The sequence below is a fragment of the Sphingomonas sp. P4_D12 genome, assembly GCF_056401895.1.
The window spans coordinates 1-26,165 of sequence record NZ_JBFUIL010000017.1 but is presented as its reverse complement, the minus strand read 5'-3'; the positions used below and the strand labels follow the sequence as shown (position 1 = coordinate 26,165).

The window sequence follows — 26,165 nt, the reverse complement described above, 5'->3', positions numbered from 1 at the left end:
GCCGCTCCTGCGTATGGCCCGGCGTCACCACGCCGAGCGCGGCGGCACCGCACAAGGCCAGGCAGARCCGGAACCATCCGCGCCAGGTCATGGCTGCGATCCAGGGTCGATCGGCTCGGCCAGCACGACCTGCGGCGTGGCGCGCAGGCCGTCGATCGCCTGGCCCCGGCGATCGGGCGCAATCCGCACGACATAGGCACCGGTCGCGGTCGGGCCATCGACGACGCGCGCGCCTGCCTTGGTCAGCGCGGCGCGCAGGTCGACGTCGCGGGCATCGGGCCGGAACATCACCAGCGCATTGCCCGGCTGTGCCGTCGGTGCCGATCCCAGCGCACGATAAGTCTCGCCAGCGGGCGATGGCGCGTCCGGCACAACCATGACAGCAAACGCGACCGCGGCCGCCGCCGCGAGCGGCCCACCGAGCGCCCAGCCCATCGCCACCTTGCGGCGCAGGAACGGCACCGGCTCGGCCAGCCGGCGCGGCGGTCCCGCCGTGTCGATCCGCTCGCTTAGCGCCGCCCAGGCATGTTCGACATCGATCGGCAACCCCGCGACCTCGCGCGCGAGGACCTGTTCCGCCGCCAGATCGGCGCGGCATTCGGCGCACTCGGCGAGATGCGCCTCGACCATCGCCGCGTCGTCGGCCTCCAGCGTGCCGTTGACGTACCAGGGCAGCAAGTGCTGCGCCTGTTCATGAGGGCTGCCGCGCAGCCGGATGATCTCAGCCATCGAACGTCTTCCTAAATCCAGTCGGTCAACTCGCCGGCCAGGCGACGCCTGAGGTGCCGGCGAGCATGAAACATGCGGGTCTTCACCGTGTCGACCGGGCATTCGAGGATCGTCGCAATCTCGCGATAGCCCAGTTCGTGGAAATACGTCAGGTCCACCACTGCCCGGTGCGCCGCCGACAATTCGTCCATCGCGCGCATCAGCAAGGCATTGATGCGGTGGCGGCTCGATACTTCCTCGGGGCTCGCCGCGTCGCTGATACGGTTCTCGGCGTCCTTATCCTCGACCGCCTCGTCCTGCCGCTTCAGCCCCTTCATCGCCTTGCGATAGGCAATGGCGAAAATCCAGGTCGACAGCTTGCTCGCGCCGTTGAAACTGTCGGCGCGATCCCACACCACCATCATCGTGTCGTCGAGCACTTCCTCGACCAGGGTCGGCCGCCGGATCAGGTTGAGCAGGAACCGCGTCAGCCGGGGATGGTAGAGGCGGTACAATTCCTCGAACGCCGCCCGGTCGCCGCCCACGACGCGCGCGAACAGCGCCATCTCGGCTTCCGATCCGCCGCTGCGCCCCCGCTCGCGCACCGCTATCAACCTGACCTCACCTTCACCATCCGCCGCCGCACCCATGATACCGGGTTTGTGCCGGAGGCGCATCGGATAGTTCATCGTGACGATCCTGCCGCGTTCGCGCTGGCGTGACAGGACGATTTGACACTAGATCGGCGTCACGACTTAGCGCGGCTGGAAAGGTAAGAATGGTGGGCGACAAGCGGGCGTGTTTCGATTTCGAGGTCGAATTTTCGAACGGGGGCGGCATCCAGGGCCAGGATTTCCGGCTCGATATCGATGGCGACGACATCACCGACGACGCGCTCGCAGCCTATATCATCGCCGATCTGCGGCTGCTCATGGTCGGCACGGTGCGGATCCTCAACAAGCGGATCATCGAGGAGCGACACAAACGCGCCGCCGTGGCCGCTCGACCGACGGTGGCCGACACGAGCCGCCGCATCGACCTCAGCCATACGATCGAAGACGGCATGATCACCTATAAGGGATTGCCTGCTCCCCTGATGTGCGATCATCTATCGCGCGAGCAATCGCGCGCGATTTATGCCGAAGGGACCGAGTTCCAGATCGGCAAGATCGAAATGGTCGGAAATACCGGCACCTATCTCGACACGCCGTTCCATCGTTACGCCGAGGGCTATGACCTTTCCGGGCTCGATCTCGACCGCGTCAGCGGCGTTCCCGCCGTCGTGGTGCGTGTCGCGGGGCAAGCGGCGCGCGCGATCGACTGGACCGCCTTTGCCGCGAGCGATGTCGGCGGCCGCGCGGTGCTGGTGCAGACCGGGTGGGATCGCCATTGGCGGACCGATCAATATTTCGAGGACCACCCGTTCCTTACCGCCGATGCCGCCACTTATCTGCGCGATCACGGCGCGCTGGTCGTCGGCATCGATTCCTACAATATCGACGATGTTTCCGGCGGCGAACGGCCGGTGCATACGATCCTGCTCGGCGCGGGCATCCCGATCGTCGAGCATATGACCAATATGGATGAGCTCCCGATCGACGGATTCCGCTTTTGGGCAGTGCCGCCAAAGGTCAGCAAGATGGGCACGTTTCCGGTGCGAGCCCATGCGGTATTGGAGGCGTGACGCCCCTGCGATCGCGTGATGGCACGGGCGCGCGATCGGCATCGCACTAGCGACAACACCGATAGTCTCATGAGAACCCTTGAGGGCGCGCCTTCAAGGTGGCGAAACCCGATCGGGCTTCCTAGCTAGCGTCGGCGCGACCGGGAAGTTCCGGCCGCGAAACGTGGAGCTGCACCGATGAGCGAGCCGACCGATTACACCCCCCCGAAAATCTGGACCTGGGACAAGGAAAACGGCGGCGCGTTCGCCAATATCAATCGGCCGATCGCCGGGCCGACCCACGACAAGGAGCTGCCGATCGGCAAGCATCCGCTGCAGCTCTATTCGCTCGCCACGCCCAACGGGGTGAAGGTGACGGTCATGCTCGAAGAATTGCTCGCGCTCGGTCACACCGGCGCCGAATATGACGCCTGGCTGATCCGCATCAACCAGGGCGACCAGTTCGGCAGCGGCTTCGTTGCCGCCAACCCCAATTCCAAGATCCCCGCGCTGATGGATCACACCGACCCGGCCGCGCCCGTGCGCGTGTTCGAATCCGGCGCGATCCTGATCTACCTGGCCGAGAAGTTCGGCGAATTCCTGCCCAAGGATTATCCGGCTCGCGCCGAAGTCCTGTCCTGGCTGATGTGGCAGATGGGCAGCGCGCCGTTCCTCGGCGGCGGCTTCGGGCATTTCTATGCCTATGCGCCGTTCAAGCAGGAATATCCGATCAACCGCTATGCGATGGAAGTGAAGCGTCAGCTCGACGTGCTCGACCGCCGGCTGGGCGAGAGCGAATATCTCGGCGGCAAGGATTATTCGATCGCCGACATGGCAACCGCGCCCTGGTACGGCGCGCTGGTCAAGGGGCTGGCCTATGACGCCGGCGAGTTCCTGCAGGTGCAGGACTATAAGAACGTGATCCGCTGGACCGACCAGATCTTCGAGCGGCCGGCGTTCAAGCGCGGCCGCATGGTCAATCGCGTGATGGGCGAGCCGTCCGAACAACTCCACGAGCGCCACGACGCGAGCGATTTCGAGCTGCGTACCGCGGACAAGCTGGAACCGGCTGACTGACGCTATCGGATGGGGCTCCCAGCCGGCCGAGACCGGCTGGGGGTCGAAATGCCCCGGTCGCCGTCTTGCGCATAATCGCGATTGCCCCCACATGTGGGGCACTGGCACTCGCGCTTCCTTAGTGCCAATTCGCAGATCGCAGCGCTGGCTTCGGTTGTGATAGCGACGCTTCCGTCGCGTTCCAGCAACCGAACGGCCCGATTTCCATGCCAGCCAAAGACATCAAATTCTCGCGCGACGCGCGCGAGGCAATCACGCGCGGGATCGATCTGCTCGCGGATGCCGTCAAAGCAACGCTCGGCCCCAAGGGCCGCAACGTTCTGATCGACAAGGGCTATGGCGCACCCCGGATCACCAAGGACGGCGTGACCGTCGCCAAGGACATCGAGCTTCAGGACAGGTTCGAGAATCTCGGCGCGCAGATGATGCGCGCGGTCGCCTCGCGAACCCAGGATCATGCCGGCGACGGCACGACCACCGCCACCGTGCTCGCCCAGGCGATCGTCCGCGAGGGACTCAAATCAGTTTCCGCAGGGGTCAACCCGATGGACGTCAAGCGCGGCATCGACCTCGCCGTCATCCGCGTCGTCGAACATCTGGCGACGCGCTCCAGGCCGGTCGCCAACAATGACGAGATCGCCCAGGTCGGCATCGTCTCCGCCAATGGCGACGAGGAAATCGGCCGGATGATCGCCAAGGCGATGGACAAGGTCGGCAAGGAAGGCGTGATTTCGGTCGAAGACGCGCAGGGCATGGAGTTCGAGCTCGAAATCGTCGAGGGCATGCAGTTCGATCGCGGCTATCTCAGCCCCTATTTCGTGACCAATGCCGAGAAGATGACGGTCGAGCTCGAGGACCCGTGCATCCTGATCCATGAGAAGAAGCTGTCGAAGCTCGAAGCGTTGCTGCCGATCCTCGAGGCCGCCGCCAAGGCGGCCAGGCCATTGTTGATCATCGCCGAGGATATCGAAGGCGACGCGCTGGCTACGCTCGTCGTCAACAAGCTGCGCGGCGGCCTGAAGGTCGCCGCGGTCAAGGCGCCGGGCTTTGGCGATCGCCGCAAGGCGATGCTCGAGGACATCGCGATCCTGACCAAGGGCATGGTCGTCAGCGAAGAGCTCGGCATCAAGCTCGAGGGTGTGACGCTGGACATGCTCGGCACCGCCCGGCGCGTCTCGATCGACAAGAGCGACACGACGATCGTCGACGGCGCGGGCGATCCCGCGGTTATCGCCGCACGGGTCGAAGCCATCCGCCAGCAGATCGAGAATACCGACAGCGAATATGATCAGGAAAAGCTCCAGGAGCGACTGGCGAAGCTGTCGGGCGGCGTCGCGATCATCCGGGTCGGCGCATCGACCGAAGTCGAGATGACCGAACGCAAGGATCGCGTCGACGACGCGCTCCACGCCACGCGCGCCGCGGTGGAGGAGGGAATCCTCCCCGGCGGCGGAACCGCGCTGCTCCACGCGGTGAGCGCGCTGGAGGATGTGAAGGGCGACAATGCCGACCAGGATCGTGGCATCGACATCGTCCGCCGGGCGCTGTCGGCGCCGCTGCGCCAGATCGCCGAGAATGCGGGCCATGACGGCGGCGTGGTCTGCGCAAGGCTGATAGAGGGCAACGATCCGGACATGGGTTTCAACGCCCAGACCGAAACCTATGAGAATTTGGTCCAGTCCGGCGTGATCGACCCGACCTTGGTCGTCCGCTCGGCACTGCAGGACGCAGCGTCGGTCGCGGGACTGCTGCTGACGACCGAAGCGGCCATCGTCCAGGCGTCGGACTGATTGGCTGGGGCGGCAGGATCCATCTACCCGGTCCGAGAGCCGCGTAGGATGGCACAAGTCTCGGGCCGGTGTAGCCCGCCTGCGGGAGCTCCCAATGTCGCCGGCGTTCATTGCGCGATCCTGGCGGCGGCAGGCTTATGATCGGCGCTTTACTGCCCGCCTTGTCTCAAGAGACGCGCGCTCTGATTGGCGCCGACATCCGCGCCGCCGGTGTGCATCCATGCGGCGCCCCGCGACGGCCTTTCTGCGGGCAACGATTGCCCGAATCGAACCAGCATTTCGGTCATGGCGACGCGATCGACCGCTGGCGAGAACAGGTAACCTTGCCCGAGTACGCAGCCCAGGGCGCTCAACTGCTCCGCCTGGCTCTCGGTCTCTATACCCTCGGCGACCACGCGGATGCCGAGCTTTTCGGCGATGCTCAAAAGTCCCTCGACGATCACGCTGCTGGGATTTCCCGGCGAGAGGCTGTCTACAAAACTCTTGTCGATCTTGAGAATGTCGACGGGGACGGTTAGCAGATGGGTCAGGGAGGCGAAGCCGGTACCAAAGTCGTCGAGCGCCACCCGTAGTCCCAGCGCTCGCATCGCCTTGATTTCACGGGCGATGACATGGTCACGGCGCCCCATATAAACATTCTCGGTGATCTCGACGATTAGATGCTTGAGTGGCACATCCGCGGCCGCGAACGCAGCGCTGAGCTGACCGCCGAGCTTGCCGCGATGGACGTCGGCGTAGGACACGTTCAGACCAACATGCTGAAATGCTATGCCAAGGTCGAGCCAGTGGCGGATGTCGGCCACGATGCGTCCCAGCATGCGTTCTGTCAGCGAGCACGCGATCTGCGCATCCGAGGTCGCATCGCTGAACGCCGCGGCGGGAATGATTTCACCGTCAGGCGTCATCAGGCGGCAGAGCGCCTCGACGCCGACCACTTCGCGCGTGTCGAGGCGGAAGATTGGCTGATAATAGGCCTCGACGCGATTCTCGCGAAGCGCGTCCCCAAGGTCGCGAATAGCCGTTAGCCGTTTCGTGATCGCCGTCCCGATGCCGGGCCAGTAGCGGACGAACCCGCCCCTGCCCGTCTCTTTGGCGTGATATAGAGCGAAATCCGCCTTCTGGCGGACTGTCTCAGCAGTCGCATCTCCGATCGACAGCACGGCGCCGCCGATCGTCGCCTGCGGAGAGACCAAATGCCCATCGCATGAAGCCGCCTCAGCCAGGCAATTGAGGATGCGCTGTGCCGTATCGGAGATATCCCGAAGTGCCTCCGGCGTTTCCCAGATGATCGCAAACTCGTCGCCCCCGATCCGAAAGGCCTTTGCCGGCGCTGAGGCGGTAGCGAGCCGGGACGAGACCTCCCGCAAGAGCTCGTCGCCGACATGATGGCCAAAGGTGTCGTTCGTCACCTTTAGATTATCCAGATCGAGGACCATGATCGCCCAAGACCCCGGCTCGTCACAGGACAAGCCTGCGAGCGCTCGGTTGAAGGAGGCCCGATTCAGCAGCCCAGTGAGCTCGTCGACGTTCGCCTTACGCTCGTGCTCGAGCAAACGGTCGTGTCGCTCCATCGCGATCGCGCAAAGGTGGGTGCAGTTTGCGACGATCTGCTCTTCAGCTGGGGTCGGGCCGCGCCGCTCGCGGTAATAGATCGCGAAGGTTCCCAAGACCATTCCGCTCGCGTCGCTGATAGGGCTCGACCAGCACGCCGCCAGCCCCAGCGGCAGAACAAGGTGCCTGAATGCGGCCCATTTGGGATCGCTCGCGACGTCCGCGACGGCCACCGGCTTCTTGAGATATGCGGCCGTTCCGCACGAGCCTGCTGCGGGTCCGATTGGGATACCATCCAGCGCTGCGGAATAGTCCGACGGCAGGCTAGGCGCCGATAGTGGACGCAGGAAGCCGCCGCGATCGACCGTCAAAACGGAGCAGATAACACCAGGCAGCAAAGCCTCGACTTCGGAGCAAAGACGATCGGCGGTGGCCTCCAGAGAGCTTCCGGTCGCAATCATCTCTAGAATGATGTGTTGAAGGGGAAGCACGGCAAGCCAATCGTGAGGGTAAGCGCACGTCGTGCGGCAAACACCGTCAAGGTCACGTGAGGTTTCTTGGTTAATCTTTAGATAACGGCACCAACCCTCGCCAATTTTACAAAAAGCTGGTTTCGATTCACCCGCCGCGGGATTCGTGCACGATCAGGTCGGTGGGCAGGTGAACCGGCAAATGGCGAAGTTCAAGCTCATTGCGCCGCTGCCACGGGCTCCGCGATTGGCGTCGGCGCATCCCAGCCGCCGCCCAACGCCCGGTACGAAGCGACGGCGGCGCGAGCGGCGGCCGCCTTTGCCTGAATTTCGGCGTCGCGCGTCTCCAGCACGCGCCGGTCGGCGTCGAGCACCTCGAGCAGGCTGGATGCGCCAGCTTTGTACGCCGCAAAAGCTGAGCCCCGAGCCTTGCTCAGCGACGTATCGCCCTCGGCAAGGATTTGCGCGCGTGCCTGTTGTTTAACCACGCTTGAAAAGGCGTTCTCGACATCCTCCGAGGCCCGCAGGACGACGAGGCGATAGGCGGCCAACGCTTCGCTGTTGCGGCCGCGCGCGGCAGCGATCTCGGCATCGATGCGGCCAAAATCGAACAGCCGCCAGCGCAACCCGAGGATTCCGCTCGCCTGGGTGGCTCCCCCCCCGAACAAGCTGCCCACGCCCATCGTCGCCGTGCCGAGCAGACCGCTCAGCGAGAATTTGGGATAATATTCCGAGATGGCGACGCCGATGCGGGCGTTCGATGCGGCAAGCGTGCGCTCGGCCGCGATGATGTCGGGCCGCCGCCGCAGCAAGGCCGCAGGGCCACCCGCGCTGGAAACCGCGGGGACGATCGGGATCGGCGCGACGGCCGCAAGCTCGGGACGGGTCGAGCCAGGCTGGAGCCCGAGCAGGACGTCCAAGGCATTCATCGAGCTGTCGAGATTCTGCTCGAGCTCCGGAATGACGGCTTTCACTTGCGCGAGCGCGCCCTGGGCCTGGCTCAGTTGCAGCTCCGCCGCAACGCCCTTGCGATATTGCAACGCAGTCAGGTCGACCAACTGTTGCTGGATCTTTTGCTGGTCCCGCGCGACCCCGAGTCGCGCCTGCAGGCCGCGGATCGCGATATAGGTGTCGGCGGTCTGCGCGGCGACGGCGAGCCTGGCGGCAACCGCCGCCGCGGAGGAAGCTTGCCAATCGGCGCGGGCCGCGTCGCGCGCGGCATCCTTGCCGCCGAACAGATCGATTTCCCAACTCGCGCCGAGGTTCAGCTCATAGCTCTGCGCCTCTCTCTGGAAACCCGGCAGTGCGCTGGCGATCCGGCCCTGCGGTGTCTCGCGTGACTGATAATTCTCGCTCGCCTGGCCGCTGATCTGACCCGACGGAAGAAGGTCGGCATTGGCGTAGCGTAGCGCGGCGCGCGTCTGCATCACGCGAGCGCGGGCCTGTTGCAGATCCAGGTTTTGCGCCAGCGCCCGATCGACCAGGCTCGCCAACAGCGGATCGTCGAAAGACCGCCACCAATTGGCCAGGTCGACCTTGGCTGCCCGCTCGGCATTGGCATCGACCGCAGGACCGCCGATGAAAGCTGGCGGTGCGGCCATCTGCGGCGCAACATAGCTAGGACCGACCGCGCAACCCGCGAGAAGAGCCGTTGTGGATGCCGCGATCAGGGTACGAAAGAAGCGCATGGAATATCGCCGATCAGCTGATGAGTTTCATGTGACCAATAACGCAATTGGTCACAATTTGTCAATCGCCGACTTTCGCGCTAAAGGTTGGTCATGAAAACGCAGATTGCAGAAAAGGCAGCGCCCGTACGCGGGCCGGCAGAACATTCGGTCCGGGATCAGATCGTCAAGGCCGCGCGCGAATGCTTCGCTCATTATGGCTATGCGAAGACGACGGTGGCGGATCTGGCGCGGGAGATCGGCTTCTCCAAAGCCTATATCTACCGGTTTTTCGAATCGAAGCAGGCGATCGGCGAGGCGATCTGCGGCGACTGCGTGGATGCGCTGTTCGACCAGGTCCGGGAGGCGGTGGACCAAGGGCAGGACGCAACCGATAAGCTGCGCAGATTTGCGAGAACCGCGACCACTGCGACCGTCGACCTGCTCTTCTCCGATCGCAAGCTTTACGAGATCGCGGTCAATGCCTCGTCCGAAAACTGGGAGGTCGCGCGGGCCTATACCGAGCGCCTCCAGAGCCTGCTCGAAGAGATTCTGAGGGAAGGACGCGAGAGCGGCGAGTTCGAGCGCAAGACACCGCTCGACGAGACCTGCCGGTCGATTTTCTATGCGCTGAGGCCCTTCATCGACCCGGTTTTTCTCGAGCGCAGCCTCGACCTTCTTCCCGATGCCCAAACCGAGGTGACCGGATTGGTACTGCGCAGCCTCGCGCCCTAGGGCGAATTGATTACATGTGACTAGTTGACATATTGGTCACACGATGACATAGAGTTCCTACTGAAACAGGAGGAACCTGCGTGTCGATATCGTCTTGCGCGCGAAGCATCGGAATTCTTGGACTGGCGGCCAGCGCGCTTGCCGGATGCGGACGATCGGACGCCGATCCGCGCACTGCGCCTCCGCTGGTGCGGACCGCCCAAGCGGGGCTGGCCGAGGGGTCCGCACGCGAATTCACCGGGATCGTCGGCGCGCGCGTACAGAGCGACCTCGCCTTTCGCGTCGGCGGCAAGGTCGTGGCGCGACTGGTAGACGCGGGCCAGGCCGTCCGCCGCGGCCAACCGTTGATGCGGATCGACCCGACCGACTACAAGCTCGCGACGCAAGCTACGGCGGGAGCGGTCGAGGCCGCCCGGGCCCGCGCGGCCCAGGCCAGCGCCGACGAGCTTCGCTATCGCGATCTGGTTTCGGCGGGCGCGGCGTCGGCGTCGCTCTATGAACAGAAAAAGGCCGACGCCCTTTCCGCCCGGGCCGCACTTTCGACCGCGGAAGCACAAGCGCGCGTCAGCCGGAACGATGCCAGCTATACCGTGCTGGTCGCCGACGCGGACGGCACCGTCGCCGAAACGCTGGCCGAGCCGGGCCAGGTGGTGACCGCCGGCCAGACCGTCGTTCGGCTGGCGCGGTCAGGCCCCCGCGAAGCGATCGTCGCGCTGCCCGAGACGCTTCGCCCTGCGCTGGATACGGTAGCGGAGGCGCGGACCTACAGCGGTCTCGCCGGCACTGCGCGCTTGCGCCAGTTGAGCGATGCCGCCGATCCGGCGACGCGAACCTTCGAAGCCCGGTTCGTGCTGGCCGGCGCCCCCGCGACCGCGCCCTTGGGTTCGACTGTAACCGTCCGCGTCGGCGTTCCCGGTCAACCTCAGGCCATTTCCGTTCCGCTCGGCGCGATTTACGACCCCGGGCGCGGACCGGGAGTCTGGGTCGTCACCGGCAAGACCGACGCCAAGGTGACGTGGCGGCCGGTGCGCCTGGCTTCCATCGGTGAGGAAAATGCCGTCGTGTCGGCCGGATTGCGATCGGGCGAGCGCTTCGTCGCGCTGGGCGCGCACATGCTCCATCAGGGCGAGGCCGTCCGCATCGATGCGGGAGCGGTGCGTTGAGCGGCGCTCCTGAACCCAGCGGCAGGTTCAACCTGTCCGCGCTGGCGGTGCGCGAGCGGGCGGTCACTTTATTCTTCATCATCGCCATCTCCGCTGCCGGAATCGTCGCCTTCCTCAGCCTGGGCCGCGCCGAGGATCCGAGCTTCACCATCAAGCAAATGACCGTGGTCTCGGCCTGGCCCGGCGCCACCGCACAGGAGATGCAGGACCAGGTCGCCGAGCCGCTCGAAAAACGCCTCCAGGAGCTGCGCTGGTACGACCGCGCGGAGACGTTCACGCGGCCTGGCCTTGCGTTCACCACGCTGATTCTGCGCGACCAGACACCCCCATCCGAGGTGCCGGAGCAATTCTACCAGGCGCGCAAGAAGTTGCAGGACGAGGCGCCCAACCTGCCGCAGGGCGTAGCGGGGCCGTTCGTCAACGACGAATATGGCGACGTGACCTTCGCGCTTTATGCCTTGAAGGCAAAGGGCGAACCGCAGCGGAACCTCGTCCGGCAGGCGGAGTCGCTGCGCCAGCGGCTGCTGCATGTGCCCGGCGTCAAGAAGGTCAATATCGTCGGCGAGCAGCGGGAGCGGATCTTCGTCGAGTTCGCACAGGACCGTTTGGCGACGTTGGGCATCGCGCCGCGCGCGATATTCTCGGCGCTGGCACAGCAGAACCTGATTACCCCGGCGGGCGCGATCGAGGCGAACGGCCCGCAGATGCAGGTGCGGCTCGACGGCGCATTCGACGATCTGGAGAAGGTCCGCGACCTGCCGATCGCCGCCAATGGCCGCACCTTGCGCCTGGCGGATATCGCCGAGGTCCGGCGCGGCTATGAAGACCCTGCCACCTTCCTTATCCGCAACCAGGGCGAACCGACCCTGCTGCTGGGCGTGGTGATGCGCGAGGGCTGGAACGGGCTCGATCTGGGCAAATCGCTGAACGCCGAAGTCAAGGCGATCTCGTCCGAGCTGCCGCTCGGAATGGCACTGGTCCCCGTAACCGACCAGTCGGTGAATATCACGGCCGCCGTCGACCAGTTCATGCGGACGTTTCTCGAAGCACTGGCGATTGTGATGATCGTCAGCCTGATCGCGCTCGGCTGGCGGGTCGGCATCGTCGTGGCGGGAGCGGTACCGCTGACGCTCGCGATCGTCCTCGTCATCATGTGGGCGACCGGACGCGTGCTCGATCGCATCACGTTGGGCTCGCTGGTTCTCGCGCTCGGGCTGCTCGTCGATGACGCGATCATCGCGATCGAGATGATGGTCGTGAAGATGGAAGAAGGCTTCGACCGCATCAAGGCATCGGCCTATGCCTGGAGCCATACCGCGGCGCCGATGCTGGCAGGCACCTTGGTGACGGTGATCGGCCTGATGCCGGTCGGCTTCGCGCGGTCGACCGCCGGCGAATATGCCGGCAACATCTTCTGGGTGGTCGGCTTCGCTCTGCTCGCCTCCTGGGTCGTCGCCGTTATTTTCACTCCTTATATGGGCGTCAAGCTGCTGCCGGCGATCAAGCCGGTCCAGGGCGGCCATGACGCCATCTATGAGACACCGCGCTACCAGAGGGTGCGCGGGCTGATCCGCTGGGCGGTAACGCGCAACCGGGTGGTGACGATCGCGACGCTGGCCGCATTCCTGATCGCCGGTGCGGGCATGGTGCTGGTGAAGAAGCAGTTCTTCCCCACATCCGACCGGCCCGAGGTCCTGATCGAAGTTCAGATGCCCAAGGGCACCTCGATCGAGCAAACCAGCGCTGCCAGCGCGCAGGTCGAAGCCTGGCTGCGCAAGCAGCCCGAGTCGAAGGTCGTCACCGCCTATGTCGGGCAAGGTGCGCCGCGCTTCTTCATGTCGCTTACGCCAGAACTACCCGACCCGTCTTTCGCCAAGATCGTCGTACGCACGCCATCGGAGGAAGCACGCGATGCCTTGAAGGAGCGTCTGCGGCGGGCGGCTGCCGACGGCCTCGCGCCTGCCGCGCGCGTGCGGGTGACGCAACTCGTCTTCGGCCCCCCCTCACCCTATCCCGTGGCGTTCCGCGTCAGCGGTCCCGACGTCGACAGGACGCGTGTCATTGCCGACCGGGTTCGCGCGATCATGACCGCCGACCCGACGATGCGCACGGTCAACACCGATTGGGGCGAGCGCGTGCCGACGCTGCATTTCGTGCTCGATCAAGATCGGCTCCGCGCAATGGGCCTGACCTCGAGCGACGTCGGCGAACAACTCCAGTTCCTGCTCTCGGGCGTGACGGTCTCGCAGGCCCGCGAGGACATCAGGACCGTCGATGTTGTCGCGCGTTCCGCCGGCGGGACGCGGCTCGATCCGGCGCGCATCGGCGATTTCACCCTGACCGCGGCGAATGGGCAGCGTGTTCCTATCAGCCAGATCGGGAAGCTCGAACTGCGCATGGAGGATCCGATCCTGCTCCGCCGCGACCGCGTGCCGACGATCACCGTGCGCGGCGACATCGCCAACGGCCTGCAACCACCCGACGTCTCCACCGCCATGTTCAAGAAGCTCCAGCCGGTCATCGACACGCTGCCGCCGGGTTATCACATCGACATGGCCGGCTCGATCGAGGAAGCGGCCAAGGCCAATGCCGCGCTGGCGCCGGTCTTCCCGATCATGATCCTGCTGATGATGATCGTCATCATGCTGCAGGTTCGCCAGTTCTCCGCGATGGCGATCGTGCTGCTGACCGCCCCTCTCGGGTTGATCGGCGTGGTGCCGACGCTGCTGCTGACCGGCCAGCCCTTCGGCTTCAATGCGATCCTGGGGCTGATCTCACTCGCGGGGATCCTGATGCGCAACACGCTCATCCTGATCGGCCAGATCCACGAGAACGAGGGGCTCGGCCGGACGCCGTTCGACGCCGTGGTCGAGGCGACCGTGCAGCGATCCCGCCCGGTGATCCTGACCGCGCTGGCCGCCGTCCTCGCCTTCGTCCCACTCACCCATTCGGTGTTCTGGGGAGCCATGGCTTTCACGCTGATCGGTGGCACGCTGATCGGCACGATCCTGACCCTCGTCTTCATGCCCGCGCTCTATGCCCTCTGGTACCGGATCAAGCCCGACGGCCAGAGTCCGGAACCCGTCGCAGTGGCGGCGGCATGAGGGCGGCCCTGTCCCCGCACAGGCCCGCCGCGGTCTCATGGCGCAGGAGGGAAATTTGACCGGCCCCCGCCCCTCTTCCAGCCCGGCGGTTGCCTCTGCTCATCCGCGGCCGAACGGCGATCCGCTCGACTGGATCGAGGGCCGCTGGGTGCTGGAGATATTGTTGTGCCTGAACCTTCGAGAGCGCCGTTTCTCCGATTTGAAGGCGGCCATCCCCCGCGTGAGCGCGAACGTTCTGACCGACCGGCTTCGCGCTCTGGAAAATGCGGGGCTCGTGGAGCGGCACTCCCTGCCGCCACCATCGGCCAGCAAAGTCTACCGGCTCGCCGATCCGGCCAACGGCTTGAGGCCGGCGTTGGAGGCGCTGGCGAACTGGCGAGCACAAGGGCTCGGCGCGGCGCGGCCGGGCCATATCACGGCCGTTGGCCCTTCGCCCGCGAGCTAGCTCGGCGGTTTCGCCGCCGCTCGGCGTTGCGGAATTCGTCCGGCAGCACTCCGAGGCATATCGCGCGAAAAACATGAAGGCGCCGGGCAGGATACGGTCGTTGAAAGGAAAAGCTGATGCAACAAGCTGCTGATACCGGAACGCAGATCTCCGCGGGTGAAAAGCCGAATGGCGCCCGGGCAAAACGGGCGCTGATCACAGGCGCCTCAAGCGGCCTCGGGCTCGAATTTGCCGAGCTGCTGGCGGCGCAGAAGGTCAATCTTGTGCTCGCCGCCCGACGGCGGGAGCCAATGGAAAAGCTCGCCGCCGACCTCCGCCAGAAACATGGCGTCGATGTCGTTGTCGAGCCGATCGACCTTGCCGCGCCTGGAGCCGCTGCCCGGTTGAAAAGCAGCCTGGACGAACGGGCGCTACAGATCGACATTCTGGTCAACAATGCGGGATATGGGTTGCACGGCGAATTTCTGGAAACGCCGATCGAGCGCACAGCGGATATGATTCAGCTCAACATCACGGCGGTCACCGAGTTGAGCTATGTCTTCGGGCGGGACATGGCATCCCGGGGAACCGGGCAGATTCTCCTCATTGCCAGTCTCCTTGGACTCCAACCTGCTCCCAATTATGCGGCTTACGCAGCTACGAAGTCCTATGTGCTGGCTTTTGGCGAAGCTCTGCACGACGAACTTCGCCCGCACGGTGTAGTCGTCACCAGTCTTTGCCCAGGGCACACCGAAACGGGCTTCGATGCGGCCGCCGATGCTCCCGTTTCGCCCATGCTGCGCCTTCTGACCATGAAGCCCCGCCCCGTCGCCGAAAGCGGTCTCCGGGCCCTGGGACGAGGGAAAGCCTCCGTGATTCCCGGCTTCTTGAACAACCTGGTTGCATTTTCAAATCGCCTGACACCCCGTTCGATGCAGCGCGCCACAATGAAACGAATTGTGGGATGATGTCAGTAATCGCAACTCGCCTCCGCAGAGTGCGTTTTTGCGGGTAGAGCGCCGGACAAATATCGTTCGTGCTCGAACGCCTCGCTCAGAGGGCAGACGCCGCCGCTTCGTCGTAGCGGCGCTGCGCCTCCAGCACCTGATCGACATTCTCCTCGGCCCAGTGGAGCAGCGCCTCCATCTGTCCAGCGAGCGTCTTGCCGAGCGGCGTAATGCTATATTCGACCGTGACGGGCACCGTCGCGAACGCCTTGCGCGTGACGAGACCATTCCGCTCCAGATTCTTTAGTGTCTGGGACAGCACTTTCTGAGACAGCCCCTCGATTTCGCGCCGTAGCTGGTTGAAGCGCGTCGGCCTCTTGGCAAGGATGCCCAGCAGCAGCACGGTCCACTTGTCCGCCACGCGGTCGAGCACGATGCGGCTGGGGCAGGCGGCGGCATAGGCGTTTGGATCGATCATCGGTTTCCTACGGGTAATCAGGTGGCGCAACGGTGCCTTCTTTACATCTTGCTGCACAATTTGCACCTAGTTCCCATTCGAAACCAAGACAAGGAATCTGAAGCCGCGTGGCCTCGCCCCGCCGGCGCTCCACAAGCCGACCTCCTACTACGATCTGTTCCGTTTCGAGAACGGCAAGGTCGTCGAGCATTGGGACATCATCGAGACAATCCCTCCCCGCAGCGAGTGGAAGAACGACAACAGGAAATTCCAGGCCGAATGTACGGCTAAAACTTTCATCAAAGGAGAATATCTATGACCATCGCCGTTACCGGAGCCACCGGCCATCTCGGCCGCCTCGTCGTCAAGAGTCTCAAGGAGAAGGCGGCCGGCGAGCCGATCGTCGCGCTCGTGCGCTCGCCCGAGAAGGCGAGTGACCTAGGCGTCGAGGCGCGCGCGTTCGACTATGCGCATCCCGACACGCTCGCCCCGGCGCTCGCCGCGGTCGACACACTGCTGTTGATTTCGTCGAGCGAGGTCGGACAGCGCGAAGCGCAGCATCGTAACGTGATTGCGGCGGCCAAGGCGGCGGGCGTCAAGCGCATCGTCTATACCAGCCTGCTGCACGCCGACCGCTCGCCGATCAGCCTGGGCGAAGAGCATCGCGCGACCGAGGCGGCGCTGGCCGCTTCGGCTATTGCCACGACGATCCTGCGCAACGGCTGGTATACGGAAAACTATACCGCTTCGGTCCCTGCTGCGCTCGCCAACGGCGCCTTTGTCGGAAGCGCAGGCGACGGCCGTCTCTCGCTCGCGACACGCGCCGACTATGCCGAGGCGGCGGCCGTCGTGCTGACCAGTGGTGGCCATGAGGGCAAGATCTATGAGCTGGCGGGTGACGATGCGGTGACGCTCGCCGACCTCGCCGCCGAAATCTCACGCCAGGCCAGCCGGGACATCCCCTATCGTGACCTGCCGCAGGCTGACTATGCCGCGATCCTGAAGCAGGTTGGTCTTCCCGAGGGCGTGGCCGACGGTTTGGCAGCGTGGGATGTCGACGCCTCGAACGGCGCGCTGTTCGACGATGACCGCCAGCTCTCGAAGCTGATCGGCCGGCCGACCACGCCGCTCGCAGATGCGGTTGCGGCGGCGATCGGCTAAGCTTTTGCCGTTATACGACCGGTGGCACCACGGTGAGGCGCACCGGTTCTATAAATAAGTTATTTTGCACCTTCTGGTGCTTCTCGAAACCTCCTGAAACAGGAGGTTGGCTGGGGCGGCAGGATTCGAACCTGCGAATGGCGGCACCAAAAGCCGCTGCCTTACCACTTGGCGACGCCCCAACATTCCCCGCCGACATATCCCGGCGGGAGCGCGCGCTTATAACGGCGCGCGCGATCCTGCAAAGCCCTGAAAAAGCCTTATGCGATCCGGTCGAGCCAGTCGTAGGGATCGGGCGCCGCGCCGGTCTGGATCGCGACCAGAGATTCGCGCAACGACATGGTGAGCTGGCCCGGGCCGCCCGATCCGATGGTGAAATCGCCCGAGCTCGCCTTGACCTGACCGATCGGCGTGACCACCGCCGCGGTGCCGCAGGCAAAGGCCTCGATCAGCCGTCCGCTTGCCGCATCGGCGCGCCACTGATCGAGCGCATATTTCTCTTCGCGAACGGTGATGCCGCGGTCGCGCGCCAGCCTGATCAGCGAATCGCGCGTGATGCCGGCCAGGATCGTGTCGCTGAGCGGCGGAGTCGCGAGCGATCCGTCGTCGAACACGAAGAACACGTTCATCCCGCCCAGTTCTTCGACATAGCGGCGTTCGACCGCGTCGAGGAACACGACCTGGTCGCAGCCCAGCTTGATCGCCTCGGCCTGCGCGATCAGGCTGGCGGCGTAATTGCCGCCGCACTTGGCCGCGCCGGTGCCGCCGGGGGCTGCGCGCGTATACGTCTCCGACGCCCAGATCGACACGGCGGGCGCGCCGCCCTTGAAATAGGCACCGACCGACGAAGCGATTACCATATAGATGTAGTCGGACGACGGCTTGACCCCGAGGAAGGTCTCGCTGGCGATCATGAACGGACGCAGATAGAGCGACCCGCCCTCGCTGGTCGGGATCCAGTCGCGCTCCGCGCTGACCAACGCGCGGCACGATTCGACGAACAATTCCTCGGGCAATAACGGCATTGCCAGCCGCTCGGCCGACTGGCGGAAGCGGCGGGCATTCGCCTCGGGGCGGAACATGGTGATGCCGCCGTCCGCGCCACGATAGGCCTTGAGCCCTTCGAAAATCTCCTGCGCGTAATGCAGCACGGCGCAGGCGGGATCGACCGTCAGCGGCTGGCGCGGCGCGATGGCGAGATCGTGCCAGCCCTTTTCCTCGCTGTAATGTGCGATCGCCATGTGATCGGTGAACACGCGGCCAAAACCCGGATTGACGAGTTTTTCGGCGCGGACCTCATTGGGGGTGGGCGACGCGGTGGCGTTGAGCGGAAAATGCGCGGCGATATTCATGACAATCGGCCATAGCGCCACAAATCGCGCGCGTCCAAGGCTTGCCGTAGATTAATCCCGGTGGCAAAACCGGTCAACATGACTGCCCCAACACCAGCCGCTTCGGCCCAATTCCTCCGCGAATCCGAGATTCGCCGAGGATCCGAAATGCTCTTTTTCGCCTATAGCCGGCTGACGAAGGCGGTTGACCAGAATCTGGGCGAGCGCGGAATCGGCCGCGCGCATCATCGCGCGCTCTATTTCATCGGCCGCCATCCCGACATTTCGGTCAGCGAATTGCTGTCGATCCTGGGCGTCACCAAGCAATCGCTGGGACGCGTGCTGACCGAGCTCGAGGACCGCCATTTGGTCGAAACGCGGATCGGCGATCGCGACCGGCGGCAGCGGCTGCTCCGGCTGACCGATTCGGGCTATGAGCTCGACACCGAGTTGTTCAACCATGCCCGCGACATCATCGCTCGCGCCTATAGCGCGGCAGGCCAGCAAGCGGTGACCGGCTTTTGGGCAGTACTCGAAGGGCTGATCCCGCCGACGGAACGCGACCGGGTCCACAATTGGCGCGAGAATTCGGTGCCGCCGGGACAACGGCGCTAATCAAATTCCTCAGTATTAGTGCTTCATTAGCGCTTCGCGGCGGCGGCCATTTCGCGGCCGCGGCGTTCGGCGGCCTGCAGCGTCTCGGTCATCAGCCGGATCAGCGCATCGTCGCGATCGAGCACGTTCAGTCCCTGCCGTGTCGACCCGCCCGGACTGGCGACGCGGTCGGCGAGGATTGCTGGTGTCGCCTCCGACCCGGACGCCATCGATGCCGCGCCGTCGATCGTCGCCAGCGCCAGGCGCGCCGCCTGATCGGCAGGGATGCCCAGCGCTTCGCCGGCCTTTGCCAGCGCATCAATGAAGCGAAACAGGAACGCCGGGCCGCACCCTTCGAGCGTGCCGACCGCGCCGAACATCGCCTCATCCGCGGTCCATTCGACGAGTCCGAGCGGCGCCATCAATGCCGCCACCGCGTCCCTGGCGGATGGCGGGGCGCCATCGGCATAAAGCGCGACCACACCCTTGCCGAGCGCGACGGGCAGGTTCGGCATCGCACGAATGATCGCCGGGCCGGGAAAACGCTCAGCCAGCGTGGCTTCCTCGACCCCCGCTAGGATCGAGATCAGCACCGGCGCCTGACGGATACGCTCGCCATAGGCAGCAACGATCTCGTCGAGTTGCTGCGGCTTCATTGCCAGCATCACCGCGTCGGGCGGCGGGCCGTCGGGCAGTGCACGCGCCTGGCGCACACCATTGGGGAGGTCGCGGTCATGACGGTTGACCACATCGACCGCGTCGCCTTGCACCGCGCCGCTGTCGACCCAGCGCGACAGCATCGCGCCGCCCATATTGCCGCAACCGATCAGCCATAGCCGGCGAGGAACCGCGGCCGCCATGCTCACGCCTCGCCCTGCGTCTCCGTCAGCGACGCCGCGAGCGCCTCCTTCGGGGTCTTGCCGCCCCAAAGGACGAACTGGAACACAGGATAGAAGCGCTCGCATTCGTCGATTGCCGATTCGATCAGCAATTCGGCGCCTTCCAGCGTCAGTGTCCCACCATCAGTGCCGTCGATCATCGCCGCGTGGCGATAGAGCACGATCCCGCTCGACGACCACAATTCGAAATGGCCAATCCACAATTGTTCGTTGATCAGCCCGATCGCCTCGTAGATCGCGACGCGGCGGTCGTCGGGCACGCGGATGTCGGGGAAAGCGAGGAATTGCAGCACGCAATCCTCCTCGCGCCACAGCGCGCGCAGCTCATATTCGGTCCAGCTGCCCTTGACCGTCGCGACCACCTCATCGTCGTGGCGCTGATGCTCCCAGCCATGCGCGGCATAATAGCTCTCGATCATGTCGATCGGCGCCGCATCCTCGCGCTGGAAATCGCTCTCATCGAGCATCGTGGGTCTCGCTGGTCATCTCATGCGAATCTGCCCGTTGCGGCCGACACGCGCAACGGGATCGTGGAGAAAGCTGTGGAAAATCGGTTCAGGGCTTTGTGGATTTCGGCTTGGCCGCAGGCGCTGCCTTGCCCTCCAGCGCGTCGAGGCGCGCCTTCAGTGCATCGGCCTCGTCGCGCGCTGCCGCCGCCATCGCCTTGACGGCCTCGAACTCGTCACGGCTGACGAAATCGAGCCCGCCGATCCATTCCTTGGCGCGCTCGCGCGTCGCGGCTTCGGCCTCGCGGCCCATCCCCGCCAGGGTGCCGGCGGCGCCGTTCACGAACTTGACGAGGTCGTCGAACATCCGGTTTTCGGATTGCATGTCTGGTATCCCGTAATCTTGATCAGAAGTTCATCTGGGCGCTCGGTGACGACGGTACAAGCGTCGATGCATTGGGATTGAGCCTGTCGATTTCCCAATTGAGCACGCCGGCAAAGCACAACCAGACCAGATACGGCACCATCAGCCACGCCGCCGCGGGGCGAATCCGGCCGAACATCAGCGTCGTCGCCAGCGCCGCGACGAAGATCGCGACCAGCAGGAACAACGCGGACGACACTTGATGCATGCCGAAAAATAGCGGCGACCAGGCGAGGTTGAGCACCAGCTGAAGCACGAACAAGGCGATCGCCAGCCCCCGCAACCGCGATCCGCGCGCGTTGATGATCATCGCCAGCGCCAGCCCCATCAGAATGTAGAGCGCGCTCCAGGCGACCGGAAACACCCAATCGGGCGGCGTGATCCCGGGGCGGACGAGCGCGGCATACCAGCGGTTCTGCGCTCCCGCCGGCGCGATCCGGCTGGACGCGAAACCCAATAGCAGGATCAGCGGCACCGTCACCACCGCCCAGCGTAGAAACACCCCGCGCAATTGTTCCTTGGTCGCGATTTCCATCAGCAATCCTCTTGCGCGCTCGGCACGCGGCTTTGCTAGTGTTGCCGCGTCGCAGCATGATGACAAGCGGTGACCTGCATTCTGGGCAGGCTTACCGTCTTGGAAATGGACGGCCTAGGCGGGCAGACGCGCCAGGATAACGAATTCGACATTCCCTTCGGGCCCGGTGATCGGACTCTGGACGATATCCTCGACCACCCAGCCGCTCCCGGTCAGCCACACCGCGACTTCGTCGCAAACCCGTTGATGGACCGCCGGATCGCGCACCACCCCGCCCTTGCCGACTTCCCCTCGCCCGGCCTCGAACTGCGGCTTGATCAGCGCCGCCAGCCGCGCGCCCGGTTTCGCGAAGCGCAGTGGTACCTCAAGCACCTTGGCCAGGCCGATAAAGCTCGCATCGCAGACGACCAGGTCGACCGGCTCGGGGATATGCGCGGCAGTCAGGATCCGCGCGCTGGTCTGTTCGTGGACGATGACGCGCTCGTCCTGCCTGAGCTTCCAGGCAAGTTGGTTCGTGCCGCTATCAACCGCATAGACCCGCGCCGCGCCCTTGGTCAGCAGCACGTCGGTGAACCCGCCGGTCGACGACCCGACGTCGATCGCCACCGCGCCCGTCACGTCCCAGCCCGCATGGTCGAGCGCATGCGCCAGCTTGATCCCGCCGCGCGATACCCAGGGGTGATCGCGTCCCTTGACCTCGATCGCGGCATCCGCGGCGAGCATCTGCCCCGGTTTGTCGATTCGCTTGTCGCCGGCGAACGCCAGTCCCGCCATGATCAGCGCCTGCGCGCGCGTACGGCTTTCCGCGAGCCCGCGGTCGGTGATGAGTTGGTCGGCGCGAACCTTTGCCATTCCTCTCCCATGACCGCGATTTCCGTCCGTCGCAATCCGGCGGCAATTGGGCGCAAGCTTATTCCCATCAAGAAACTAGGAATTAGATTGGGCGTTGGGAAGAAGATGAAGATAGCAGCGCGGTCGTCCCCCTAGAGCGCCCACGCCGTCTTCTTCCCACCCTCTCTTGGAGAGAAACGATGGGACAGTTCACGCATCCCGACGGCACACTTCCGACCATATTAACCGTCCCCGGTCTGGGCGGTTCCGGCCCCTCACACTGGCAGAGCCTGTGGGAGACGTCGCGCCCCGACACGCATCGTATCGAGCTCGGCATGTGGGACCAGCCGCACCGCAACACCTGGGTGACCAAGATCGACCAGGCGGTGCGCCAGGCCAAGGCGCCGGTGATCCTCGCCGCGCATTCGCTCGGCTGCCTCGCGGTCGCCTGGTGGGCGGAGATGAGCCCACAGCCTTATGGCTGGCCGGTCGCCGGCGCCTTGCTGGTCGCCCCCGCCGATCCCGACCGCCCCGACACCGCCCAGGAACTCAAGGGTTTCGCGCCTACGCCGCGCAAGGCGCTCCCCTTCCCCTCGATCCTGGTCGCCTCGACCGACGACCCCTGGATCGACATTGGGCAGGCGCGCAGCATGGCCTCGTTCTGGGGCAGCCATTTCGTCGACGCCGGCGCTCAAGGCCACCTCAATGCCGCCAGCGGGATCGGCTGGTGGGAAGAAGGCCGCAGGCTGCTCGACCGTGTCATCGCGGCATCGGCCGACCGATCGGGCCATCCGTTGAAGCCCGGCGAGGCGCGCTCGATCCTGGCGATCAACGCGACCGATGCGGCACAGGAATATTATCTGCACAAATGACCCATTCCCCCCGCGCTTGTCGGGCGCGGGGGGAATGCCGATACCGATCGTTAGGAACGAGCGCCGCCTGCCGGCGCTCGTTTGCTCATGTCGAACCGTCAGCTCGGCCTGTCCGCACGTCGATTGCCGTGCAGGACTTTAACTTGTTGGCAACCACAATAAGTCCGATCTGATCTATATTTATTGTCGCCGAATCATTGACTTCTGGCACACCAAACGCTTCAATATAGACGTGAGTCGTATCCAAGGCCGCCGGTAAACTTCTTGTAAACCTTATCGTATTCGCTGGATTTATTCAGCGGATTACTGTCGCGCATGCCCAGAACTATTCTATAGCGAGGGACTACATGTCTTCTATTACAAGCAACGCGCTGCAGATCGTCGACAACTCCCGAACACTGATCGGCGCAACCTATATTTCCGGCTCGGCGGTAGTCACATCGGGCGAGAGCTACATCGATTCCGCAACGATTGGCGTCAGCGGCAACGTCTGGACGATCACTTTCGCCGCCGACCGCAAGGGGTCGAGCGATGTCGCGACCTCATTCAACAACGCCAGCGGCGGGACCGCGTACGTATATGCCGCCTCGGGCGGCGGCGGCACGCCGGACGAGTTGAACTTCTATTTCACGCTCGAGCTGACCTTCTCCACGGCACAGGGCAACGCAACCGTCTCGCTCAACACTGGCCAGGGCCATTTCGCGCTCAGTAACAATTGGTGGCTCGGCGGATCGATCGTGACCAGCAGCGTGCCTTGTCTCACCATCCCCATTGCCGGCACGGCCGATACGCTGGAGCTGCCGCTGTCGGGATCGACCAGCAGCTACACGTTCGGACCAGGCACGATCGCCTGAACGGCGCGCGCCGCCACTCGAATAGCTCCCCATCCAGGCAAAGGAATTCGTATGTCGATTTCCACCAACGTCCTCACGATCACCGACAATTCGGGAACGATCGCCTCGATGACCTACGTCGCCAATTCGGCGAATGTCACGTCGGGAGAAGACAGCGCGCCCCCGCCGACGGTCCAGAAGAACGGCAGCGTCTTCACGATCACCTTCGTCTGCGACCGCAAGAAATCCGCTCCTGTGGCGACGGCCTTCAACAACAATTGCAACAATAACAGCCTCAACGCCTATGCCGCGTCAGGCGGCGGCGGCCTACCCGAAGAGCTCAATTTCTTCTTCCAGTTGGAGCTCCAGGTCACCACCGCCAGCGGATCGGGTAGCGCGATCCTCAATATCGGTCAGGGCAGCTATGCCCTGACCAACAATTGGTGGCTCGGCGGGCCTATCGTCAGTAGCAGCCAGCCCGGCCTCAACATACCGGTCAACAACGGCGCGTCGCAGCTGAATCTGCCGCTGTCGGGCACCAACAGCAGCTTCGTGATCGCGGCGGGCACGGTGAGGCCCTCTTATCCGATCAGCCGCATCTTCGTGCTGATGCTGGAGAACCATTCGTTCGACAACATGTTCGCCCTGTCCGGGATCCCCGGAATCATCGCCGCGACGACCAGCGACAGCAACAGCTATAACGGCACGACCTATTATGTAGGCGGCGGCGCGCCATCGAGCATGCCCGCCGACCCTGGACACGAATTCCCCGACGTGGTCGAGCAATTGGGCGGCGTCGGCGCCATCTATCCGGTCAACGGCCCTTATCCCACCATCAACAATTCGGGTTTTGCCGCGAATTACGCCACCACGGACAGCGAGGGGTCACCGCCGGCGCCGGATAAGATCGGCGACATCATGCTGTGTTTCGATACCGCGGCCGACTTGCCGGTGGCCTACCAGCTCGCGACCAATTTCGTGCTGTGTGACCAATGGTTCTCGTCGCTGCCGGGGCCGACCTGGCCGAACCGCTTCTTCCTCCATGGCGCGTCGTCCAATGGCCTCGATCATAGTCCGAGCAAGGGAGAGATGGCCAAATGGGAGAGTGTCTCGGGCTTCACCTATCCGCACGGATCGATTTTCGACGCGCTGAATAATGATAGCGTCACCTACCGACTCTATTACGATCCCAACGGACCGATCGCCGGGTCGGTCGCGCAGGTCGCGTCGCTCAAGAATATCTTCCTGACCGAGATGCATTCAGTGAACGACCTGGCGGAAGACCTGACCGGCGATTATCCATACCAATACACGTTCATCGAGCCCAATTACGGCAACATCGTCAACGGATCGTACGAGGGCGGATCGTCGCAGCACCCGATGGATGGCGTCACCGGCGGCGAGGCACTGATCAAGACCGTCTACGAAGCGATCCGCAACTCGCCGCTGTGGAACGAGAGCCTGCTGATCATCACTTATGACGAGCATGGCGGGTTTTATGACTCGGTGCCGCCCGGCGCCGCTCCGCTGCCCGACGACGGCAGTTCGAACACGCCGGGGGCGAAGGACAGCCTGAGCGAATTTGGCTTCACCTTTAACACTTATGGCGTGCGGGTACCGGCTATCATCGTCTCGCCCTGGGTACAGGCCGGAGGCGTCGACCACACGATCTACGATCACAGTTCCGCGCTCGCGACGATCGAACAGGTGTTCGGTGTCCTGCCGCTGACCGCGCGCGACAAGGCCGCCAACAGCGTCCTGCCGCTGCTTCAGAGCAGCGCGCGGACCGATTGCCCGACCACGCTCAACGACCCGGCGCCGCCGCCCGCCCCCGCTGCCGCAGACTTGGCGGCCGGCGCGGAAGCGCTCGACGCCACAGCCCTGATCCCCGAACGCGACAATCTGCAGGGGCTGCTGGCGATCATGCTCAAGACCAAATACGAACTATCCGACAGGTCAGAAGCGACCAAGGCGGCGCTCTACGCGGAATTCCGGGCGATCAAGACCCGCGGACGCGCTGCCGCCTATATCGAGGAAGTGATGACGCAAGTCGAAGCGATCAGGGCCGCACGCAAGGCTACACCCTCCGATACGAACTGAGCCGGCAATGCCCCCTCTCCGCCGGGAGGGGGCTGCCTAGCGTCAGGCTCTTGCTCCATCAGCCACGATCGAGTCGTTATAGCGCAGCGCCTTGAGCACGGTGTCGACGATATGGTCGGCATCGAGCCCGGCCTGGGCATATTGCAGCTCGGGCTTGTCCTGGTCCTGGAAGATGTCGGGCAGCCGCATGGTGCGCAGCTTGAGGCCGCCATCGATCAGCCCGCTATCGCTCGCCATCGTCAGCACATGGGCGCCAAGTCCGCCGATCGACCCTTCCTCGATCGTCACCGCGACTTCGTGCGTGGTGAGCAGCCGGCGGATCAGTTCCTCGTCGAGCGGCTTGGCGAAGCGCAGGTCGGCGACCGTGGTCGACAGTCCCTTTT

At 64.4% G+C, this 26,165-nt stretch carries 25 protein-coding genes and 1 tRNA gene; 13 read left to right on the top strand and 13 right to left on the bottom strand.

Annotated elements, in window-relative coordinates; all coding sequences use genetic code 11:
- Positions 1–87 precede the first annotated feature (87 nt).
- Positions 88–729 (bottom strand): zf-HC2 domain-containing protein, encoded by a 642-nt coding sequence (locus AC1DSD_RS21520; RefSeq protein WP_478032980.1) that lies wholly within the window; start codon positions 727–729, stop codon positions 88–90.
- Positions 730–740: 11 nt separating this feature from the next.
- Positions 741–1,397, bottom strand: coding sequence for a sigma-70 family RNA polymerase sigma factor (locus tag AC1DSD_RS21515; protein ID WP_478032978.1), 657 nt, complete (start codon positions 1,395–1,397; stop codon positions 741–743).
- 89 nt (positions 1,398–1,486) lie between these two features.
- Here AC1DSD_RS21515 and AC1DSD_RS21510 point away from each other — a divergent pair, with 89 nt between their 5' ends.
- The 3 genes from AC1DSD_RS21510 (at position 1,487) to groL (ending at position 5,238) form a co-directional block, all read left to right on the top strand.
- Complete coding sequence (locus AC1DSD_RS21510) at positions 1,487–2,392, top strand: cyclase family protein (RefSeq protein WP_478032977.1); 906 nt, start codon at positions 1,487–1,489, stop codon at positions 2,390–2,392.
- A gap of 177 nt (positions 2,393–2,569) precedes the next feature.
- On the top strand, positions 2,570–3,448 hold the full coding sequence (yghU, locus tag AC1DSD_RS21505) for a glutathione-dependent disulfide-bond oxidoreductase (RefSeq protein ID WP_478032975.1): 879 nt from the start codon (positions 2,570–2,572) through the stop codon (positions 3,446–3,448).
- Between the two features lie 206 nt (positions 3,449–3,654).
- Positions 3,655–5,238, top strand: a complete 1,584-nt coding sequence (gene groL / locus AC1DSD_RS21500) for a chaperonin GroEL (RefSeq protein WP_478032973.1) — start codon at positions 3,655–3,657, stop codon at positions 5,236–5,238.
- A gap of 149 nt (positions 5,239–5,387) precedes the next feature.
- Here the strand turns inward: groL and AC1DSD_RS21495 are convergent, their stop codons facing one another.
- Together AC1DSD_RS21495 and AC1DSD_RS21490 are read right to left on the bottom strand one after the other, a co-directional pair.
- The gene (locus tag AC1DSD_RS21495; RefSeq protein WP_478032972.1) at positions 5,388–7,250 is read right to left on the bottom strand and encodes a sensor domain-containing phosphodiesterase; all 1,863 of its coding nucleotides are present in this window, start codon (positions 7,248–7,250) and stop codon (positions 5,388–5,390) included.
- Between the two features lie 227 nt (positions 7,251–7,477).
- Positions 7,478–8,947 carry an efflux transporter outer membrane subunit gene (locus AC1DSD_RS21490; protein ID WP_478032970.1) on the bottom strand — a complete coding sequence of 490 codons (1,470 nt, stop codon included), beginning with the start codon at positions 8,945–8,947 and terminating at the stop codon, positions 7,478–7,480.
- Between the two features lie 93 nt (positions 8,948–9,040).
- Here AC1DSD_RS21490 and AC1DSD_RS21485 point away from each other — a divergent pair, with 93 nt between their 5' ends.
- From AC1DSD_RS21485 to AC1DSD_RS21465, 5 genes are all read left to right on the top strand, one after another.
- Entirely contained in the window at positions 9,041–9,661 is a 621-nt protein-coding gene (locus tag AC1DSD_RS21485) for a TetR/AcrR family transcriptional regulator (protein WP_478032969.1), read from the top strand.
- 80 nt (positions 9,662–9,741) lie between these two features.
- A complete protein-coding gene (locus AC1DSD_RS21480) occupies positions 9,742–10,824 on the top strand; it encodes an efflux RND transporter periplasmic adaptor subunit (RefSeq protein ID WP_478032967.1) in 1,083 nt (360 codons plus the stop codon).
- Positions 10,821–13,928: an efflux RND transporter permease subunit gene (locus AC1DSD_RS21475; protein WP_478032965.1), complete on the top strand. Its 3,108-nt coding sequence runs from the start codon at positions 10,821–10,823 to the stop codon at positions 13,926–13,928. The genes AC1DSD_RS21480 and AC1DSD_RS21475 overlap by 4 nt, the downstream gene beginning before the upstream one ends.
- 55 nt (positions 13,929–13,983) lie before the next feature.
- Entirely contained in the window at positions 13,984–14,373 is a 390-nt protein-coding gene (locus AC1DSD_RS21470) for a winged helix-turn-helix transcriptional regulator (protein WP_478032964.1), read from the top strand.
- A gap of 116 nt (positions 14,374–14,489) precedes the next feature.
- On the top strand, positions 14,490–15,320 hold the full coding sequence (locus tag AC1DSD_RS21465) for an SDR family NAD(P)-dependent oxidoreductase (protein WP_478032962.1): 831 nt from the start codon (positions 14,490–14,492) through the stop codon (positions 15,318–15,320).
- 85 nt (positions 15,321–15,405) lie between these two features.
- Here AC1DSD_RS21465 and AC1DSD_RS21460 read toward each other — a convergent pair whose 3' ends face one another.
- Positions 15,406–15,777, bottom strand: coding sequence for a winged helix-turn-helix transcriptional regulator (locus AC1DSD_RS21460; RefSeq protein ID WP_478032960.1), 372 nt, complete (start codon positions 15,775–15,777; stop codon positions 15,406–15,408).
- Positions 15,778–16,071: 294 nt separating this feature from the next.
- Here AC1DSD_RS21460 and AC1DSD_RS21455 point away from each other — a divergent pair, with 294 nt between their 5' ends.
- Positions 16,072–16,917 carry an SDR family oxidoreductase gene (locus AC1DSD_RS21455; protein WP_478032958.1) on the top strand — a complete coding sequence of 282 codons (846 nt, stop codon included), beginning with the start codon at positions 16,072–16,074 and terminating at the stop codon, positions 16,915–16,917.
- Positions 16,918–17,024: 107 nt separating this feature from the next.
- Here AC1DSD_RS21455 and AC1DSD_RS21450 read toward each other — a convergent pair.
- Positions 17,025–17,099: transfer RNA gene (locus AC1DSD_RS21450), tRNA-Gln, on the bottom strand.
- A 78-nt stretch (positions 17,100–17,177) separates the two neighbouring features.
- Positions 17,178–18,269 carry a branched-chain amino acid aminotransferase gene (locus AC1DSD_RS21445; protein WP_478032956.1) on the bottom strand — a complete coding sequence of 364 codons (1,092 nt, stop codon included), beginning with the start codon at positions 18,267–18,269 and terminating at the stop codon, positions 17,178–17,180.
- A gap of 78 nt (positions 18,270–18,347) precedes the next feature.
- On the opposite strand from AC1DSD_RS21445, the gene AC1DSD_RS21440 reads away from it, so the two are divergent.
- Positions 18,348–18,863 (top strand): MarR family transcriptional regulator, encoded by a 516-nt coding sequence (locus AC1DSD_RS21440; RefSeq protein ID WP_478032982.1) that lies wholly within the window; start codon positions 18,348–18,350, stop codon positions 18,861–18,863.
- 26 nt (positions 18,864–18,889) lie between these two features.
- Here AC1DSD_RS21440 and AC1DSD_RS21435 read toward each other — a convergent pair whose 3' ends face one another.
- From AC1DSD_RS21435 to AC1DSD_RS21415, 5 genes are all read right to left on the bottom strand, one after another.
- The gene (locus tag AC1DSD_RS21435; protein WP_478032955.1) at positions 18,890–19,702 is read right to left on the bottom strand and encodes a pyrroline-5-carboxylate reductase family protein; all 813 of its coding nucleotides are present in this window, start codon (positions 19,700–19,702) and stop codon (positions 18,890–18,892) included.
- Between the two features lie 2 nt (positions 19,703–19,704).
- On the bottom strand, positions 19,705–20,208 hold the full coding sequence (locus tag AC1DSD_RS21430; protein ID WP_066826540.1) for a type III secretion system chaperone family protein: 504 nt from the start codon (positions 20,206–20,208) through the stop codon (positions 19,705–19,707).
- A gap of 88 nt (positions 20,209–20,296) precedes the next feature.
- Entirely contained in the window at positions 20,297–20,572 is a 276-nt protein-coding gene (locus AC1DSD_RS21425; RefSeq protein WP_066811629.1) for an accessory factor UbiK family protein, read from the bottom strand.
- A 22-nt stretch (positions 20,573–20,594) separates the two neighbouring features.
- Positions 20,595–21,146: a TspO/MBR family protein gene (locus AC1DSD_RS21420; protein ID WP_478032953.1), complete on the bottom strand. Its 552-nt coding sequence runs from the start codon at positions 21,144–21,146 to the stop codon at positions 20,595–20,597.
- A 114-nt stretch (positions 21,147–21,260) separates the two neighbouring features.
- The gene (locus tag AC1DSD_RS21415) at positions 21,261–21,998 is read right to left on the bottom strand and encodes a TlyA family RNA methyltransferase (RefSeq protein ID WP_478032951.1); all 738 of its coding nucleotides are present in this window, start codon (positions 21,996–21,998) and stop codon (positions 21,261–21,263) included.
- A 179-nt stretch (positions 21,999–22,177) separates the two neighbouring features.
- Here AC1DSD_RS21415 and AC1DSD_RS21410 point away from each other — a divergent pair, with 179 nt between their 5' ends.
- The 3 genes from AC1DSD_RS21410 to AC1DSD_RS21400 all read left to right on the top strand — a co-directional run bounded on the left by AC1DSD_RS21410 (position 22,178) and on the right by AC1DSD_RS21400 (position 25,782).
- Positions 22,178–22,849 (top strand): RBBP9/YdeN family alpha/beta hydrolase, encoded by a 672-nt coding sequence (locus AC1DSD_RS21410; protein WP_478032949.1) that lies wholly within the window; start codon positions 22,178–22,180, stop codon positions 22,847–22,849.
- A gap of 347 nt (positions 22,850–23,196) precedes the next feature.
- Positions 23,197–23,703, top strand: coding sequence for a hypothetical protein (locus tag AC1DSD_RS21405; RefSeq protein ID WP_478032947.1), 507 nt, complete (start codon positions 23,197–23,199; stop codon positions 23,701–23,703).
- A 51-nt stretch (positions 23,704–23,754) separates the two neighbouring features.
- Complete coding sequence (locus AC1DSD_RS21400; protein ID WP_478032946.1) at positions 23,755–25,782, top strand: alkaline phosphatase family protein; 2,028 nt, start codon at positions 23,755–23,757, stop codon at positions 25,780–25,782.
- A 42-nt stretch (positions 25,783–25,824) separates the two neighbouring features.
- Here AC1DSD_RS21400 and AC1DSD_RS21395 read toward each other — a convergent pair.
- A partial coding sequence (locus AC1DSD_RS21395) for a transketolase C-terminal domain-containing protein (RefSeq protein ID WP_478032945.1) occupies positions 25,825–26,165 on the bottom strand: 341 nt, incomplete at its 5' end.